This window comes from Pseudomonas sp. FSL W5-0299 (genome assembly GCF_005930655.1).
Lineage (GTDB): Bacteria > Pseudomonadota > Gammaproteobacteria > Pseudomonadales > Pseudomonadaceae > Aquipseudomonas > Aquipseudomonas mandelii.
The window spans coordinates 64,882-79,755 of sequence record NZ_RXHX01000025.1 but is presented as its reverse complement, the minus strand read 5'-3'; the positions used below and the strand labels follow the sequence as shown (position 1 = coordinate 79,755).

17 protein-coding genes are annotated in these 14,874 nt (G+C 56.6%); all 17 read right to left on the bottom strand.

All coding sequences use genetic code 11. The annotated features are described in order from the left end of the window. Positions 1-26: 26 nt before the first annotated feature. The 17 genes from traV to FHL16_RS24430 all read right to left on the bottom strand — a co-directional run bounded on the left by traV (position 27) and on the right by FHL16_RS24430 (position 14,819). Positions 27-509, bottom strand: a complete 483-nt coding sequence (gene traV / locus FHL16_RS24505) for a type IV conjugative transfer system lipoprotein TraV (RefSeq protein ID WP_075723281.1) — start codon at positions 507-509, stop codon at positions 27-29. Between the two features lie 11 nt (positions 510-520). Further along, positions 521-1,831 carry a TrbI/VirB10 family protein gene (locus FHL16_RS24500; RefSeq protein WP_077749531.1) on the bottom strand — a complete coding sequence of 437 codons (1,311 nt, stop codon included), beginning with the start codon at positions 1,829-1,831 and terminating at the stop codon, positions 521-523. A gap of 12 nt (positions 1,832-1,843) precedes the next feature. Then, a complete protein-coding gene (locus FHL16_RS24495; RefSeq protein WP_077749530.1) occupies positions 1,844-2,890 on the bottom strand; it encodes a TraK domain-containing protein in 1,047 nt (348 codons plus the stop codon). A 128-nt stretch (positions 2,891-3,018) separates the two neighbouring features. Then, complete coding sequence (locus tag FHL16_RS24490) at positions 3,019-3,657, bottom strand: TraE/TraK family type IV conjugative transfer system protein (protein WP_069900571.1); 639 nt, start codon at positions 3,655-3,657, stop codon at positions 3,019-3,021. Continuing rightward, entirely contained in the window at positions 3,657-3,944 is a 288-nt protein-coding gene (traL, locus tag FHL16_RS24485) for a type IV conjugative transfer system protein TraL (protein ID WP_069900572.1), read from the bottom strand. Before traL ends, FHL16_RS24490 begins: the two co-directional genes overlap by 1 nt. After that, the gene (locus FHL16_RS24480; RefSeq protein WP_077749529.1) at positions 3,941-4,720 is read right to left on the bottom strand and encodes a DsbA family protein; all 780 of its coding nucleotides are present in this window, start codon (positions 4,718-4,720) and stop codon (positions 3,941-3,943) included. Before FHL16_RS24480 ends, traL begins: the two co-directional genes overlap by 4 nt. Before the next feature lie 85 nt (positions 4,721-4,805). Further along, positions 4,806-5,456, bottom strand: a complete 651-nt coding sequence (locus FHL16_RS24475) for a DUF4400 domain-containing protein (RefSeq protein WP_069900574.1) — start codon at positions 5,454-5,456, stop codon at positions 4,806-4,808. Beyond that, positions 5,449-5,805, bottom strand: a complete 357-nt coding sequence (locus tag FHL16_RS24470; protein ID WP_069900575.1) for a hypothetical protein — start codon at positions 5,803-5,805, stop codon at positions 5,449-5,451. Before FHL16_RS24470 ends, FHL16_RS24475 begins: the two co-directional genes overlap by 8 nt. An 11-nt stretch (positions 5,806-5,816) precedes the next feature. Then, positions 5,817-7,643: a conjugative transfer system coupling protein TraD gene (gene traD / locus FHL16_RS24465; protein ID WP_077749528.1), complete on the bottom strand. Its 1,827-nt coding sequence runs from the start codon at positions 7,641-7,643 to the stop codon at positions 5,817-5,819. Further along, entirely contained in the window at positions 7,640-10,123 is a 2,484-nt protein-coding gene (mobH, locus tag FHL16_RS24460) for a MobH family relaxase (protein WP_077749527.1), read from the bottom strand. Before mobH ends, traD begins: the two co-directional genes overlap by 4 nt. A gap of 120 nt (positions 10,124-10,243) precedes the next feature. After that, positions 10,244-11,278 carry a lambda-exonuclease family protein gene (locus FHL16_RS24455; protein ID WP_077749526.1) on the bottom strand — a complete coding sequence of 345 codons (1,035 nt, stop codon included), beginning with the start codon at positions 11,276-11,278 and terminating at the stop codon, positions 10,244-10,246. After that, positions 11,265-11,870 (bottom strand): hypothetical protein, encoded by a 606-nt coding sequence (locus FHL16_RS24450; RefSeq protein WP_077749525.1) that lies wholly within the window; start codon positions 11,868-11,870, stop codon positions 11,265-11,267. The genes FHL16_RS24455 and FHL16_RS24450 overlap by 14 nt, the downstream gene beginning before the upstream one ends. A gap of 119 nt (positions 11,871-11,989) precedes the next feature. Then, positions 11,990-12,493 (bottom strand): hypothetical protein, encoded by a 504-nt coding sequence (locus tag FHL16_RS24445; protein ID WP_077749524.1) that lies wholly within the window; start codon positions 12,491-12,493, stop codon positions 11,990-11,992. Further along, positions 12,474-12,647, bottom strand: a complete 174-nt coding sequence (locus FHL16_RS34115) for a hypothetical protein (RefSeq protein ID WP_158080552.1) — start codon at positions 12,645-12,647, stop codon at positions 12,474-12,476. Before FHL16_RS34115 ends, FHL16_RS24445 begins: the two co-directional genes overlap by 20 nt. A gap of 73 nt (positions 12,648-12,720) precedes the next feature. Then, positions 12,721-13,350: a hypothetical protein gene (locus tag FHL16_RS24440; protein WP_077749523.1), complete on the bottom strand. Its 630-nt coding sequence runs from the start codon at positions 13,348-13,350 to the stop codon at positions 12,721-12,723. Positions 13,351-13,491: 141 nt separating this feature from the next. Next, positions 13,492-13,722, bottom strand: coding sequence for a hypothetical protein (locus FHL16_RS24435; RefSeq protein ID WP_138739072.1), 231 nt, complete (start codon positions 13,720-13,722; stop codon positions 13,492-13,494). A 5-nt stretch (positions 13,723-13,727) separates the two neighbouring features. Beyond that, positions 13,728-14,819 (bottom strand): recombinase RecT, encoded by a 1,092-nt coding sequence (locus FHL16_RS24430; RefSeq protein ID WP_077749522.1) that lies wholly within the window; start codon positions 14,817-14,819, stop codon positions 13,728-13,730. Positions 14,820-14,874 lie beyond the last annotated feature (55 nt).

Here is a 14,874-nt window from a genome sequence, read left to right as displayed (position 1 = left end):
AGTGATTATTCAGTTTATAAAACCTGCTATTGCGCGGTTACACTTAGCGGCCTGAGGGTAGGAGCAGCATTTGGTTGTCTCGCACCAATCTCCCAGCGGCGCGGTTCAATTTCGGTGTAAATAAATCCAGGGATGTTTAGGTCACCGTTCTCGTCTTCCCACGGATCAACGGCAATTCGCATGACAACGGCTTGAGTCCGGATTGGAAGAGGGTTGCGAGCGCGCATGGGGATCGGAGCGTTATCGGCTCCCTCCGGGTACAGCACACGAGTTACCTGCTCGGTAGGCTTTGCGCCTTTTGCTTCAGCTTCAGCTCCTTCTTGCTCTTTCTTAAGCTGCGATTTGTAGTTTTCGCCTTCTGTTGCGGAGTAAACATCTTTTGCAGACATACAGGTTGCACCATTCGGCATACCCTTACAGGCATACTCTGGCTCGCCAATGTTCATAATGCTTGTGCAGCCAGTCATTGCTGAGAAAATCATGGCAGTTGCAATAAGACGTGCGTACATATCTGGATTCCTCAATTAACAGTGGTGGCTTGCAATGTGGTTTCGTTGAATTTAACTGTCATGCCTTTCTTCACGATGAAGTCAACTTCACGCATGGCATCGATTTCGATTACTGGGAAAATGTTCTCAGCCATTTCTAGGTAAAAGTCGGCAATGCGCTCCAAAGCGCTACCCACACCGCTTACACCTGCAGCTTGTAGTGCGTTTTGGTCGAAGGCTTGCTCATAAACAGGCGATTGGATGTCTTGATCTGCTTCACCGCCACGGGTGATATTGATCGAGGGTACTTGCCGAACGTCGAATGCCCCGGCAACACCCTGCATGAACCCAGCCATGAGAGAGCGCGCTAGAATCTGACCTTGCTTGCTGACCAGTCGGCCGCGAATACCAGCCTTACCATCCTCACCTGAGGCGTAGGCATCGAGCGAAGACTCAAGCACCGATCCGTCATTGCGAACGCACGAAAGGCGCTCAGCACGCATGTAAGCGCGCTCTGAACTGAGATCGCCCCAACCAGCAGCAATCAAGAAGCACTCGCGGAAATCAGCGCGAAATCGGTTCGGGAGAATCGCCTCAGCCTTGATACGGATCAAACTCGGGAATGGGTCCTTTTGCGCCTGCTTGCCAGTTGGCGCGTCCATGCCCGTGACCAGCACGCCAGAGAGAATCGAACCAGACGGCAGGGTCACACTCATCTCGCCCTTCTTCTCGTTCTCATCCACCTTTTCTTCTTTGCGGATGGTGCGGATTTTCGGGCCTTCCTTCTTCTCGCTGCTACGCGCTTTGGGGTCTTCTGGCGGCGGTGGTGGCTGGTTGGCGTAGACATCTGCCAGCTGGTCAGTGGAAGCAGTAGCCCTTGGCACAACAGCTTGAGGTACACGCTGCGGAATCGGCGAGTTGCTTTGGCCTTCAGCAGCCTGGTCTTCTTCAGCTTTGCTGTCTTTCTTGTCCTCGCGAGCAAGGCGGGCTAGCTCTTGCTCCATCATCTTCACCTGGTCTTCCAGGCTGGTGATTTTCTCCTGGGCCTCCTCGACGTTCTTGTCCTTTTCCCGCTGGCCGAGTACCCGCTCAAGCCGGGTTTGTTGGGTCTGCAGTGCCTTGAGCTGGCTGACAACGGAGTCCATGCCAAGCGCACGCGGATCTTCGTCGGTCAGTACCGCGTTTACTGGAGGCTTAGTCGCCTTGCGGGTCTTTTCCTCAGGCCCTGCGGCGCTCATGGCAAGGCCGAGTACAAGGCTGACCCCTGCGACTGTGCCACCAATGGCCAACATCCTTTTCGCCTTGGGCGAGAGGTTGGAGATTGATTTCTGGATCTGATTCATCAGGCGGCTTCCTTACAGCAGGCTTGGGCGGCTGGAGCTATCCGGTACTTCAGCCGGAATGCGGGTGATGATGAACACCTCGGTCTTGTCACCAGGTTCCAGAATCTCGCGTGGCCAGCTGCTGACGGCTGCACGGTTTGGATGGGTGCAGGCACCGTGATCGAACTCAACAGTTCGAGCAGAGTTGTTTTCAGCAACAGCCACATACACGCGGAAGTCATGGCCCAGGATCAGCTGCGACTTGCTGAAGTCGAATGCAACCCCCGGTTGTATGCAGGCCGGGATGCCATCGCCGGAGATCAGGTTGCCGAAGCTGTAGCCCTTTGGCAGCTTGCCCAAGGCCAGCTCGCGCATCAGTTCGCGAAGGGTTTCCATATATGGCTGACTGCGCTCCCACTTCTTTGCCTGGCCGCTGTACGCGGTAGACGGGGAAGCAAATGCAGCGCCTGAGGTAGTGACCTGGCCGCCAGGTACGGTCTGAGCAAAAATCAGGTTGGCCTGGATTGGCGGAATTGCCTGCGGTAGCAGCGTCAGTGAGATGGCCACCGACTCGTCGTCACTCGGAGTAACGAACATGGTCACAGGCTGTTCGGCATTGGTAGTGACGTAGATTACGTTGCCGCTGGTGGAGATTTCGGCGTCGCTTACAGTCTGGATCTGAGGGTCTTCAAAGGGCGTTACCACACGGTTGATCTGGCCCTTGCTGATCGGAATCAGCGTGTTGGTACCCGACGACACAATAACGTCCTGGCGGGTCTCCACTGGCACAGCAGGAGCCTGCTGCTGACGCACTACGCTCGCTGGTACAGCCGGGATATCAGAACTTCCTGGTGTGATCTGGACAAGGCGGGGTTTGCGCTCTGCTTCAGCTTTCTCAGGTTGCTCGTTCACAGCTTCGGGTTTCGGCGCAGGTACGGCAGCTCTTACCTGGCTCGCTGCCACAGGCATGTTCAGACCAGGAACTTGGACCTGCTCATTGGCCATGAGCATGGAGGAAAAGCCCATAGCAAGTGCAAGGGCTGCTGGAGCAAAAAGCGTGTGTGCGGATATGGGGGACATGGAATGACCTCAGTTCACTGATGGAGGTCATTTTGCGAAGGCGGGCACTTCAAATGTGGCTATATCTGGACGGATTCCTTCCAGATTGCAGGCAGAAAAAAGCCCCGATTATCCGGGGCTTTCAAGGTTCAGCCTTTGTTCAGCCGCTCCTCGCGCTCGCGCATTTTCTGCTCTTTGGCGGCCTCGCGCTCTACTACGTCTTGAGTACGCGGATCGCCTACATTCGTGCTGATCCAGCTCAGCACCGGCTTGTAGTCGCGGATCACCAGCTCGAACTCATAGGTACGGTTGGTTCGACGCTTATCGCCCGTTGGACCTTGGGTCACTGAGCGGCCAGTGACAAAGAATTTGTTTTTATTCTCGATGTCACGCAGCACCTTTTGCGGCTCAAAACTGAGAGAAACGCGGTCTTGCCGGATCGAATGAATCTGCTTGTCCAGGACCTCCATCACCTGCTGATAGATCGCAGGAGCGAGGATTGGGCCAATGGCCTCTTTTACAACGCCCGCATTCTCCGGGGAGACGTTGCCCAATAGCATTGCAATGTACATGGCCCAAGCGTCCACATACTCGGCTGATGAGTCGGTTTTGCTGACCCAGGATTTCTCCGTCATGGTGGGCGGCACAACGGTGACAATCTCGTCTTTGTTGATTGCCGAGCACGACACGAAAAGATTGCTTACGATCAGGGCGACAATGGCAATACGCAGGAATTTGTTCTCCCCACGCATGCCATCGAATGACTGGCTCATACTTTTCAGAAGCATCAGATGAACTCTCTTTCGTAGGAATTGGGCATGGTGCGCGGGGCTTTCATCGAGATTGCGCCCATGTACCAGTAGATGGCGTGCAGCAGAAAGCCGTCAGGCCTGTTGTCGCAGAAGCGCCGGTAGAATCGGGCCAGCACGATGCCGAGCATCGAGCAGATGATCAGCTGGGCCAGCCAGATCCCAGCCACCAGGCCGATGCCAATGGGCAGAACTTCATCGAGTCGCCAGAACAGGACGTGCGGCGGCTCGTCGATATGGGCCGGGATGCGGACTGGTTCGCTCACTGTGCGACCTCCTTTGATTTGGCGAGTTGGGACATGGTTTGCAGGATCGTGTCGCGGTTGGCGCTCGATCCTTGGAGCACCATCGAGTTGCCGGTTTCGTTGTCTAGGACAAGGGTCGACGGGGTTTGCTGGACGCCGAGTTTCACAGCTTGCTCAAGGTCGGTTCTGACCTTATCGACCACATCCGGAGAGTCGAGGCAGGCCGAAAAGGCCTTGCTGTTTAGGCCGATCTCGGTCGCTAGCGAGGCGAGAGACTGCGCAACACCCTTGCCGTTGGACTGAGTTTTCTCGAAGACAAGGCCTGCATACTTCCAGGCCGCATCAGAGCCGCCCAGCTCCCCCGCGCACTCGATAGCAATAGCCTGATTACGAGATGGCTCGCCATGAGCGGGAACGTGCATCAGTGCCGCGTTTATGTGGCCACCAGACGTTTCGACCAACTCTTTGACGAATGGGAAATGCTCGCGGCAGTACGGGCACTCCGTATCCGACATCTCAATCAACGTGAATCGAGCGGTGCGCGCCCCGAAGATCCAGTTATCGGGAGCCCCGCCCGGTTCTCCTGGTTGGGGTTCGACAATGGTGAGGTCACCGATCATCTCATCCATGAACTTGGCGTTTTCGACCGCCTGCTTGGCTTCACCAAGTTGTTCGTTCAGGGAGTCGATATCTGCCTGGTACTGGGTGACAGTGTTGAAGTGAAAAAACGCCCCGACGCCCACAGCTGTTGCAAGGGCAGTAATGAGCAGCGTAGGAAGGATGGGTTTGTCAGACATTGGCGGCAATCCGTATGTTCGGTGCCGCCATTGTCTGAGGCTGGACAGACCCTGTGTCGCCATTTCAGGACGGCTCCCGTCCAGATTAGAGGCGCTTAGGAAGGTTACTGATAAGCAGGCTGATGATTATCGGCATCAACGCGATTAGCCCAGTGGCCACCACAAGTGGCGGCAATGGGAGCGGTAGTAACAGGCTGACTGGTACCGCGATGAGCCCCCAGACGATGAACACCACGGCATGGTTGTTCACCACCTGAGACGCATAGTCAAAGCCGTATCGTTTTGCACACCAACGCATCCATCCCGAGAAAACCGAAGGTACAAGCGTCACCAGCATGAAGGGGAGCCAATGGATTGCCAGCACAACCCGGTAGACGATCTGGTAGATGATTTTCTGCAGTGCTGCGCCTCTATCCTCCAGGTAGGTAAACCACCAGCCTACTTTCTCCTCGAATGCGTCGACGGATGACTCCCCACGGGCCAGGAACATTTGAGCTGCCTCTGACTTCAGCCCCGAGTCGATAACCAGCAAGGTGTACAGCTTGTTGGTCTGTCCGATGATCGTCTCCATGTCCGAAGTCGAGAGCATCGCGACCGACCACTCTCTTTCCTTCTGCATTACCTTGTCGATGAGATTATTCGGCGCAACCGTGGCGAGCATGAGTATCAGCACGCAAAGAAATATGATCGAGCCCACGAATCCTTTGGGCCATTTTTCCTCAATCGTGTCAGCCATGAATCAACCTCTCCGATACTTCAGCTGGGATTAGCGCCTCTTTGCACCAGGTTGCCGTCTGCTCAGGTGTTGGGGCGTTACCTGTGCGCTTGAGGATCTGATAGATATGGTCGAGTACTGACTGGAGGCGGTCATAGTCAGAGACCCCCTCTCGGCACATGCGCTTGTAGCTAGGCAGCACGTCAGTAAGAGCTGCGCCAATCGTGGCCGTATCGTATCCAGCCTCCACGACACGCTTGAGGAACCGGCAGGCACAACCCCACTCCAGATCGAGCGTGCGAAGCAGGCTCGCGGTCTGGTCGTCGAGGTTCATGATCAGTTTGATTTCACGAGTAATTGGTACGGACATAGAGGCTCCGACTATGCAGCAGTCTTGAATTGCAGGATGGGGAGGCGCCCTTTGCGGAGGTCGCCACCCGCGAAAACAGCAAGGAATTCGAGGTCAGGAAGCTCACCCAGTAGGGCGATAGGAAACTTCTCCCCCTCCTCTTCCATCAGGCGCTCGCCGATGTTGCCGCCGTGGACGATTCCCCCCTCAGAACTGGAATTACCTTGGGTACGCATGACGTACTTGTAGCGAGTCATGGGGATCTTGTTACCGATGAATTCTTGGGTATCGGTATCCAGAACCCGCAGGGCGATGATGTGGTTGGCGTTGGCGAGCACCTGCAGTGCTTTGGACTCGTCGCCCATTCGCGCCTTGAAGTCGGCGATTGTCTGGGTGGCGACATAGAGGTTGATGCCAGCACCACGCCCCTTGTTCAGCAGCTGGATCATCTGATCGTTGAGCACTTCAGCGGCCTCGTCGACAAAGACGTTCACCGGCTTCGGGACTTTGTGGTTGTAAATCTCACCGGCAGTAGAGGCGAGGTCAGCCAGCGCCAGAGAGCCGATGGTTGAGCCGACCATAGGGTCAGAGAGCGAGTCTAGGCCCAGGTACAGCACCTGCTCGCCGCTGATTACAGAGTTCAGGTCGGCCATGCGGCGCGGATCTTCGACATCGAGCGTTGGCGAAAGCAAAGGCCCCATCTCACCAGCAGTCAGCTGGACCAAAATCGGCAGCAGGCCGGCGATCATTTTCGAGAAGTGGCTACGCTCGTGCTCAAGCATGGTCAGCAGCCCTTCGAGGTCGGTGTTCGGTTGAACCACGGCCACATTGCTGTAGTAGAGCTTACGCAATACCTTCGCCTTGGATTCAGCATCCTTGGCTTTGGCTACAGCAATTGCGCTGTCACACATGCCATCAAAGTCGCTACCGAAAACCTGCCGGCCATAGGCCTTGACCACGTTGATGGTCAGCCCCGGTATGTCGCCTTCCAGGGTGCGGCGCAACCCAACCAGGGTCGGGAGGATGTCGCAGATCAGCATGGCCTGTATCACGTTGTTCAGGGCCATCTGTGCGAAGGCCTGGAAGGGATCGCCAGCCTCGCTTTTCATCAGGACAGCGACGCGCGATGCAATTTCCGTGGCGCGACCGTAGTTCTTGGTCAAGGAAAGCCGGACAGATTTTTCCGGGTGGGCCGGGTGGAAGTAGGCGAATCGATGGGGCTTGCCGATGTGTTCGCAGGTTTTGCGGCAGGTTTCGGCCAGGCCCTGGTCGCCCTTCGGGTCGATTACGATTACCGCCTCACCACGGGCGATACATTGGGCTATCAACAGATCGAAAAGGCGGGTCTTGCCGGCACCCGTTGTGCCACAAATCAGGGTATGGATAGACCGCTGATCGGCGGGGCGGTAGCACGGCTCCTCTTCGGCCATTCCGATGCCATGAATCCACTTAGTTCCCTTCACCTCAGCGTTGCGCTTGCCCTTCTTGCCGATGATGGTGGAAATGTCCTTGGACAGAAGCTCGAAGGCGAACTGGCCATGCTTTTGCTGCCAGGAGAACGCCTCGCCGTAGTAGAAGCTATCTGGCTCCAGCTCGTAATGCTTGAGCAAAGCATTAAGGTTGGTAAAGGTCTGCTTGGCACCTTCGAGGCTAGCCTTAGCACGGTGGACTCGAAGCGCCCGTGGCAGTGCTGCTAGGGCAAAGCCTGCCTGAACACCGAGGGTGATCAGGTAGGGCATCGTGGGCATATCGGCAGCAACGTGGACGGCGGTGCTCGCCATCATGGCCGCGCCCCAGCCTGCGATCTCAGCTGCCTCAAAGTTGGGTCGCCAGTAGCTGGTGTAGTTCCACTCGCTCATTTCTTCGTGTACTCCTCGCGATTGGCACGGATATAGAAGCGCCTGCGGCGCACGTTGCGTAGGGTGTCGCGCAGGGCAAACAGGGCTCGCTCGGCGTCAGCGGGGTTAATTCCACAGCGAGCAGCAATGTCGTCGAACTGGTTGAACGTCAGGGCGAACGTCTCGACGCTGCCGATGGTTTCCCTGGCTGCAACCTTTAGGGCTTGGCTGACAAATTCCTGCCAGGAATCAAGCTCGGTTTCTGGGATCAGGCTGATGTGGTCTACGGCCGAGAAATCATCTGTCAGCTTGGAAACGATGAGACTCAGGTCAGGACATAGGACGAATCCCGGTCTCTTGTTGAGCAGGCGGATAACGCCTTCGTCGTTCTCAGCGGTGAAGTCCTGCCAGATCCAGTCCGCATTGCGTAAATGGTCTACCTCGGACGGTGTGAACTGGCTGAACTCTTCAAAGGGGATGAAGACCTTGCTGTGGACGACACGCAAGTGCTCCCGTTCGGCGCAGGCAGCCAAGAGTTTGCGCGCCATAGTTGGTTGCGCTTTCAGGCGGATAATTTCTTCCTGATCCAGCTTCTCCAGCACTTCAACCGGCAGTACAAGTGGCTCTTCAACTATCTCGTCGGCAGGAGAGGCAAGTAACTGCTCACCATCAGCTGGTTGCACCAAGGCCTCATCGGCTTCGATGTTGGGCTCATTCAGTGTGTCGGCTGCCATGATGGCGCTGAGTGAGCTTGCGCGTTTAGGCGAAGGCCTTGATGGCTCGCCCGGCTCACTGCCCAGGAGGTCCATCAGGGAGACTTTGCCGGTAGACGGTCGCGGGGGTTCTTCAGCAGCTATTGGCTCCGCATTGGATTGCTCTGACGCGGCTGAGGCCTCGACATGCTCGATCTGCACCGCCAGCGGGTTGAGCGCCATGAGCATGGACTCGATGCTCGCGTCACGGTCCAGCTCCTCCGGCCCCGGTTCCTGGTCCTGCTCCTCTTGAGTGGGCTCTTGCTGGCTGTCCTGATCGTCCTCGTCAACGCTGGGCTTGATGACGAGCGAAGGCACCGAGGGGTTAGCCGATACAGGTGGTGCAGGTGCGGCGGATTTATTTTCCTTGGATTTCGCTGGCTTGCTCCCGCCCTTGCCTTCAGCTGCTTCTGGAGCCAGCTGATCAGCATCCGCGTGGCCCAACTCAACCTGAGTTGTCACTTCGCCGGCAACCACCAGGTCAACCTGGTCACCCTCGCGGCCCAGGCTGATTGAAACCGGCTCAGGAACAGCTGACAGGGGAAACAGGATCTTGGGGTTCGAGAGCTTGAGGCACTTCAGGGCAGGCCCGCGCCCGTTCTTGCGGAGCAAGTGCGGGGAAACCAGCCAGTAAAGATCGCCTTCGTCTGTCCGCTCGGCGATGTCGTGATCTGCAAGGATGCCGATCAAAGTGTCGGGAGAGCGTGGTATCGCAACTACGCCATCGGAGACAAGGGTATTCACGATATCCTCTGCCCCAGAGTTCCAAGCGATGTAGACGCCATCCTTGGCAACCCATACTCGGGCACCATGCGTATTAACTTTCCAGTCGCCTCTTTCCAGAAGCCGCAGCATGCAGTCGCTCACCATCCGCCCAACGGGTACGCCAGTTTCGTTGTTCCTTGAGCCGCGCTTTACATCTAGTTCGACGGAAGCCTGATCAGCTCGTTTAACCAGTTCGGATAGCTTTGAGCGAGACGGAATGCCCTGCACTGCTTTGAGCATGTCGGTGTAGATGTCGCGACCAAACTCGGAGAGCCAGGCCTCGACGTAGGGCGGAATAACCTTGGTCGTTAGGGCAGCGGACTCAGGAATGTGGTTCTCGTGCCGGTTATCGTTCCAGTAGATGAAGTAGCGATGAATGTCATGCTTCGTGGCCCACTCAACGATGGTGCCCTCGGCATAGGTCCAGGTAAGGTCGCCTTTAAAGTCGACAACCCTCATGTCCGTCAGCGCTTTACCAGCGTCATGCAGCAGACCCGCAGCCAGGCCGGCAACTCGCCAGCGAAGGCTGCGCGCACTCTTGCGCGAGGGCGTTTCGGTTGAATCGAAGGAAGTTGTCAGGCAGCCATCAAGGGCATAGTTGGCTACCTCAAGGCAGTGGCGAATAAGGCCACCTGGCCCGCTATGGTGGTGCTTCTCCGAAGCCGGCAGCAGATGCACCAGCTCTGCGAAATTGATCAGGATCGGCTCAACCAGGCGGTCGAAGTCGGTGTCCGATAGGCCCAGGCTGGCTCGCAGGCGGGTAACAAGCTCAGGGTGCAGAACCATCATGAGGTCGCGGCCGCTTTTGCGTGCCGGGAAGCCTTCCTGGAATGGCGGGTATTTCAGCTGACGCCATGTACCCTCGCGCAAGTCTCTTATCAGATGCGCAGGAAGCAGTTCCTCGGCTGGGTGAGGGTACTGCGATTTGAGTTTTGCATTGGACGCGCCCAGGCCGAATAGGCGTTTGAGTAATGCGACAGGCATGGCGGATCTCTTCCGAATAACTGCCGCAGATGATGGAGGCCCAGGTCCTCCGATTGGGTCTTTATCAGGACGGTTTCCTTCCAGAATAAAAAAACCCGGCCGAAGCCGGGTTTAGGGTACTTAGAACCAGAATCCGGCTGCCATTGGCAGGGGCTCCTGATCCGCCTTGGCCGGCTTGCGCACTCGCGGCATCGGCTTTGGCTTATTTACTTGCTCTTGGAAGTTGGTATCTACGGTCACCCGAGTCGAAACCCGGCCTTCTTTCTGGTGCTTGTCCAAGAGCGCGGCAGGGATGTTGTCCCCCATCGCGTCCAGTGCAAGCGCTTGCCAGTCGGTACCACCATCAACAGCATACTGCGTGATGCGAACGCCATAGGCATCTGCCCGCAGGTATTGGCCCATCATCCCCTTGAGCTGGGATTCCAGGTCAGAGCTGATGTCATTCAGCTCCTTGAGTCGCGCTTTGGCAGCGAGGATATCCACCTCGATTTTCCTGCGCTTCTCTGCCAACTCCTTCCAGGCTTGCTCATCACACATCTCCATCGGCAGATTGTCCCGCATGGGGTCTGCTGCTGGAGGCGTGCCCTCCTCCACCATCTGCCAGAACGATCGCTCGTCATCGACAATACGGTGGAACAGGATGTCGTCACGATCAACGACCAGACACAGCGGCTCATGCTTCGGCGACCAGAACCACAGGTAGCCTCGCTGCGCGCCGCAAACGATCATCTGGTGCATCACTTGCCACCTGTAGAGCTGGTACGCAGGACTTTTCTCCCGCAGTTCCAGCACCTGAAGATGGTTCGTTTCGGCGAGGTTCTTGATCTCGACCGGCGAACCATCCGCAAGCAGCCCGTCAAACGATGCCCGAATGAACGGGTATTCGTCTGACTCAGCGCAGATCGGTAAACCAAGCTGGCCGTACTTGTCTTCAAACGCTTGCAGTGCAATCGGCTCGAATTTCTTGCCACGGCGCACTTGCGGGATAACCGACAGGTCTGGAGGAGTATCCAGGCCAACCAGCTCACGCCAGAGCTGCAGCTTCGTTTTATCAGGGTTTGCACCCATGATAATTGCGCAACTGGTAGCACTTACGCCGTCGCGACGCCACACCTGCCAGTCATCGGTACGCTGTTCGAGATCAACGACTTTCATCGCACACCTCCCCAACGAAACCCAGACGGGCGTAATCGGCGGCGCTGACACTGCGAAGCCCTTGGCGGACTTCCGTGGCAGCTTTCATGTCTTCCTGCATCGAGCGGCGGTTGAGGCCAGAGTGCTTGAAGAACGGGCCAGCGAACTGGCTTTTATCGTCCCACACGCACACATACCCAATGCCATCGAGCAGTTCTTTACGCAGTCGGTCAGCTCGCGCCAGAAGCGCGTTGATGCGACCGTCGAGCGGGCCTGATGTTTGGTGGAATGCCTTGCCGGCAATCTCACCCAACACCTTGAGGCCTGCACACAGCGCCTCGTGGCGTTCCCGATCCAACTCGACACATTTCGCACGGTAGCTGTCCAGCTGCTGCTGGTAGTCCCGCCCCCATACCTTGAGCGCTGCTTTGTCTTCCTCGGAGAGGTCGACCAGTAGCTCAGACTGGGGATAGTTGCTCAGATCCAAGTAGGCTTGAAATCGCGACAGGTACACTTTCGTGGAGCACTGCTTTGCGAATTCAGATGCAGCCAGCACCTGACGTGCAGCTACAGCCTCGTGGTATCGAGCCACGCAACGGTTCAGTTTCAGCATCATTTTCTCCTTTCTGGTAGTCCATCACGCGGGTCCGAAAACCCAAGCGATGGCCCGAAAGGCACAAAAACCCCAGAGGGGCAGTTGTGCCCCTTGGGGTTTAAGTTTTGATTTTGCGGTTACGCGGCCTGCTGATAGCGCGAGGAAATTTCCTCGCGCCTGCGGCAGCTTTCGTCCCAGCTGATAAGGCCTGAGTTGCAGGCTTGAACAACAGCCAGCATCTCCATGCCCCGCTGCCATGTCTGGGTGGTGGCATTGCGATCCAAAGCCCCTTGATCGGGAACCTTCAGACCGAAATCCACCATGTCGCCCAGGCACAGCTCAGGGGTGTCAAACGTGCAGTGGCCAGTAAAGCCATCTGCACGAAAACCCTGCCAGCGGTACCGCCCCGGCTGCGAGGCATCGGGGAGAATGATCCCCCACGAGTCTTGCGACGGGTCTTTGAGGGTGAAGCCCATAGGGCTCACCTGAAAGGCGTCGATCAGTGAAAGCAGGAGGGATAATTTTTCCTCCAAACCGTCGATGACTTCCTGCGCAAAGAAGGCCAAAGGCCCCCCCTCCGCTTGTTGCTCCCGCCAATCCGAAAGCTGCTTGCGCAGACCATCAAGCGTGGAGGGACGCATTTCCCACCCCCTTGCCGTTGTCGACCAGCCCAGGAAAGCCGTCGAGGGCTTGTTGGGCTTTGGCTACAGCCTCCTTGAATGTGAAGGCTTGGCACTGATAGCGGGTGTACTTTTTGGTCTGCTTGTTGAACATCGCCAGGATGTAAGTACGCATTTTCATTTCTCCTTTTCGTCCCTGAAAAAGAGCAATCCCCTGTGGGGATATGCCCCACAGGGTTTTTGATGGATTAGGCGTAGGCCCGCTCAAAGCGACCGGACTCAACCAGTTCCCTGGCTGGGCCGGAGAGGTGACCAAGCACCCCGTTAGTCAATGGATCTGAGCCGAAGAAACCCCAGCACGAATCCACCACTTGGCTTTCCTGTACCACTTCAAAGCCCCACACATCGCCGCGCAGGTAGGTGTCGTAATCCTCGACCTCCCCTTCCAGCAACGTATGGATCTTGTTGCGGCGATCAGCGGTAATCCGCTTCCAGCCGTACTCTTGGGTCAACTTCGCCTTGCTGACGAAGATGAACCCCACCTTTCCACTGTCCCACTGACAGCTGAATGGCGAAGTCTTCATGGCCATGCCGCTGTGCTGGTAAAGGTAGAGCGGCAGCATCACCACTTGACCTGTCACCTCCAGCGCTCGTTCGATGTCAGGCACATGGCTTTCGTCGAAATCCATCTCTCGCAGCTGCTTGTCAGGCAAGTGCTCACGAATGATGGACAGCGCATCACTGCGGCCGGATTCATCGCCCAAGTTGTAGCGGCGATGAGCACAAACCATCGTGCCCAGGTTGTCCCACATGCGCGGGCTTTCCGGGGATGGATCGTTTACCAGTCGAACGCTGATGCCTTGGGTTGCAGTTGCCATATCGTTTTCCTTTTCAGAAAGACGCAGGCAACAAACCCCTGAGGGGCAGTTGCCCCGTCAGGGTGGTTTTTGACGCTGTTGGATTAGAACAGCAGGGTCAGAATCAGCACGATGAGATCGGCCATGTCGTTGTCCTCTTTGTTAGCCGAAGGCTTTCCCTACCAGGGAATGCCCCGGTTCGGGTTGGGTTGATTGCTCGGGGTTATCCCAGAGGGATAAACAGGCCGGGCAGATTTTTGCTCTGTAGAGCGGCTGCTCCAGCAGGCGAGCATTGGGGTGGAAAAACTCCTCCCCAGATGCCGCCGCCTGGACTCGACTTACGCCACAGAACGGACGACCAGCCCAAAGGCCGGTAAGAGTCAGGTGCTTCACGGGAATTACTCCCCGGAAGCAGCGAGCTGATATTCAGCCGCCTTGAGCTTCTTGGTCGCGTAATCACGGGCATCCACCGGCCATGAGGCGATGTACTCGTGAGCAGCTTTCCAAGCCCCGCTGTTGCGGGCACGTTTGACCAGTTCCTCGACCTTGTTGAGGGTCCTTTTCGGCAGAGCCGATTCAGCAACCTCAGCAGCAGTCTCAACCGTACCCTGCAGCGGCGCTTGCGCTTCGCTTTCGGGTGTTGGCTGGGATTGGAGAGCAGCAGCCTGTTCGGCAACCGCTACCGGAGCTACATCAGGAACAGTTTCGTTGGACGTTGGCAGCGGTTCAGCAGGTTCTACCTGTTCAACCTGACCCATGTAGCGCTCGACAACAGATACAGGAACATCCTGAGAGACAAAGCCCTCACCTGCGTCTGTGTTGAGGTAATGGATAACCGAGTCCAGCTTTTCACCGACCTGAGGCCAGTATTTCTTGGCGATTTTGATGCCAGATTTCTTCCGCATGGAATCCTCGAAGTCGAGCCAAGGGCCCTTCTTCTTGCGCTTCCACAGATCGCTTGCATCACGCGCCTTGTAGATGTCGACAGCGGTAACTGCCTCCACATGCACACGACCGTCCGGTAGGGTGACCTCGACATACACACCGCGAAACTCTCCGCGCTGCTCCTTCAAATCGAAGGGGTCGAACTCATGAACCGGGCTGTGACGCTTGCCCTTGTAGACGAACTTGTCGTTCGAGTAGACCAGCTCGACGATGCAATCGCGGATTGCACCATCGTTTACGGCGGTCTTGATCATGCCCTTGTAGGACACATCCAAGATCACCTGCCCGTCACGCGGTACCAGGTAGCACAGACCCCGAGCGGGATTGAGTGTCAGGCCGCAAGCGGCCACCTGAGAAAACGCATTGCGCAGGCTTAGCGGGTTATTGATCGCGGTGTTGCACAGATAGTCGTTATTCATCATCGCTTGAGAGGCGTACAGCATCTCTTGCTTGAAAACGACATCGGTATTCGCAGCCTTGACCAACTCCATGAACTTGCTTTCTTGCTTAGCAATGATTGCAACAGCGTTTTGAAAGATGCTCATTCTTTTTTCCTTTCTTCAATAAAAAACGCACCCGAAGGTGCGTTTTATTTGCCGT

Excerpts from the sequence above, each read along its gene's own strand:
- FHL16_RS24455 (WP_077749526.1), bottom strand. The coding sequence starts at position 11,278 with ATGAAAGTCGTTGATCTCGAACAGCGTACCGATGACTGGCAGGTGTGG.
- FHL16_RS24470 (WP_069900575.1), bottom strand. The coding sequence starts at position 5,805 with ATGTCCGTACCAATTACTCGTGAAATCAAACTGATCATGAACCTCGAC.
- FHL16_RS24490 (WP_069900571.1), bottom strand. The coding sequence starts at position 3,657 with ATGCTTCTGAAAAGTATGAGCCAGTCATTCGATGGCATGCGTGGGGAG.
- FHL16_RS24495 (WP_077749530.1), bottom strand. The coding sequence starts at position 2,890 with ATGTCCCCCATATCCGCACACACGCTTTTTGCTCCAGCAGCCCTTGCA.
- traD (WP_077749528.1), bottom strand. The coding sequence starts at position 7,643 with ATGAGCGAGTGGAACTACACCAGCTACTGGCGACCCAACTTTGAGGCA.
- FHL16_RS24445 (WP_077749524.1), bottom strand. The coding sequence starts at position 12,493 with ATGCGTCCCTCCACGCTTGATGGTCTGCGCAAGCAGCTTTCGGATTGG.
- FHL16_RS24500 (WP_077749531.1), bottom strand. The coding sequence starts at position 1,831 with ATGAATCAGATCCAGAAATCAATCTCCAACCTCTCGCCCAAGGCGAAA.
- FHL16_RS24450 (WP_077749525.1), bottom strand. The coding sequence starts at position 11,870 with ATGCTGAAACTGAACCGTTGCGTGGCTCGATACCACGAGGCTGTAGCT.
- FHL16_RS24480 (WP_077749529.1), bottom strand. The coding sequence starts at position 4,720 with ATGTCTGACAAACCCATCCTTCCTACGCTGCTCATTACTGCCCTTGCA.
- traV (WP_075723281.1), bottom strand. The coding sequence starts at position 509 with ATGTACGCACGTCTTATTGCAACTGCCATGATTTTCTCAGCAATGACT.
- FHL16_RS34115 (WP_158080552.1), bottom strand. The coding sequence starts at position 12,647 with ATGCGTACTTACATCCTGGCGATGTTCAACAAGCAGACCAAAAAGTAC.
- FHL16_RS24430 (WP_077749522.1), bottom strand. The coding sequence starts at position 14,819 with ATGAGCATCTTTCAAAACGCTGTTGCAATCATTGCTAAGCAAGAAAGC.
- FHL16_RS24475 (WP_069900574.1), bottom strand. The coding sequence starts at position 5,456 with ATGGCTGACACGATTGAGGAAAAATGGCCCAAAGGATTCGTGGGCTCG.
- mobH (WP_077749527.1), bottom strand. The coding sequence starts at position 10,123 with ATGCCTGTCGCATTACTCAAACGCCTATTCGGCCTGGGCGCGTCCAAT.
- FHL16_RS24440 (WP_077749523.1), bottom strand. The coding sequence starts at position 13,350 with ATGGCAACTGCAACCCAAGGCATCAGCGTTCGACTGGTAAACGATCCA.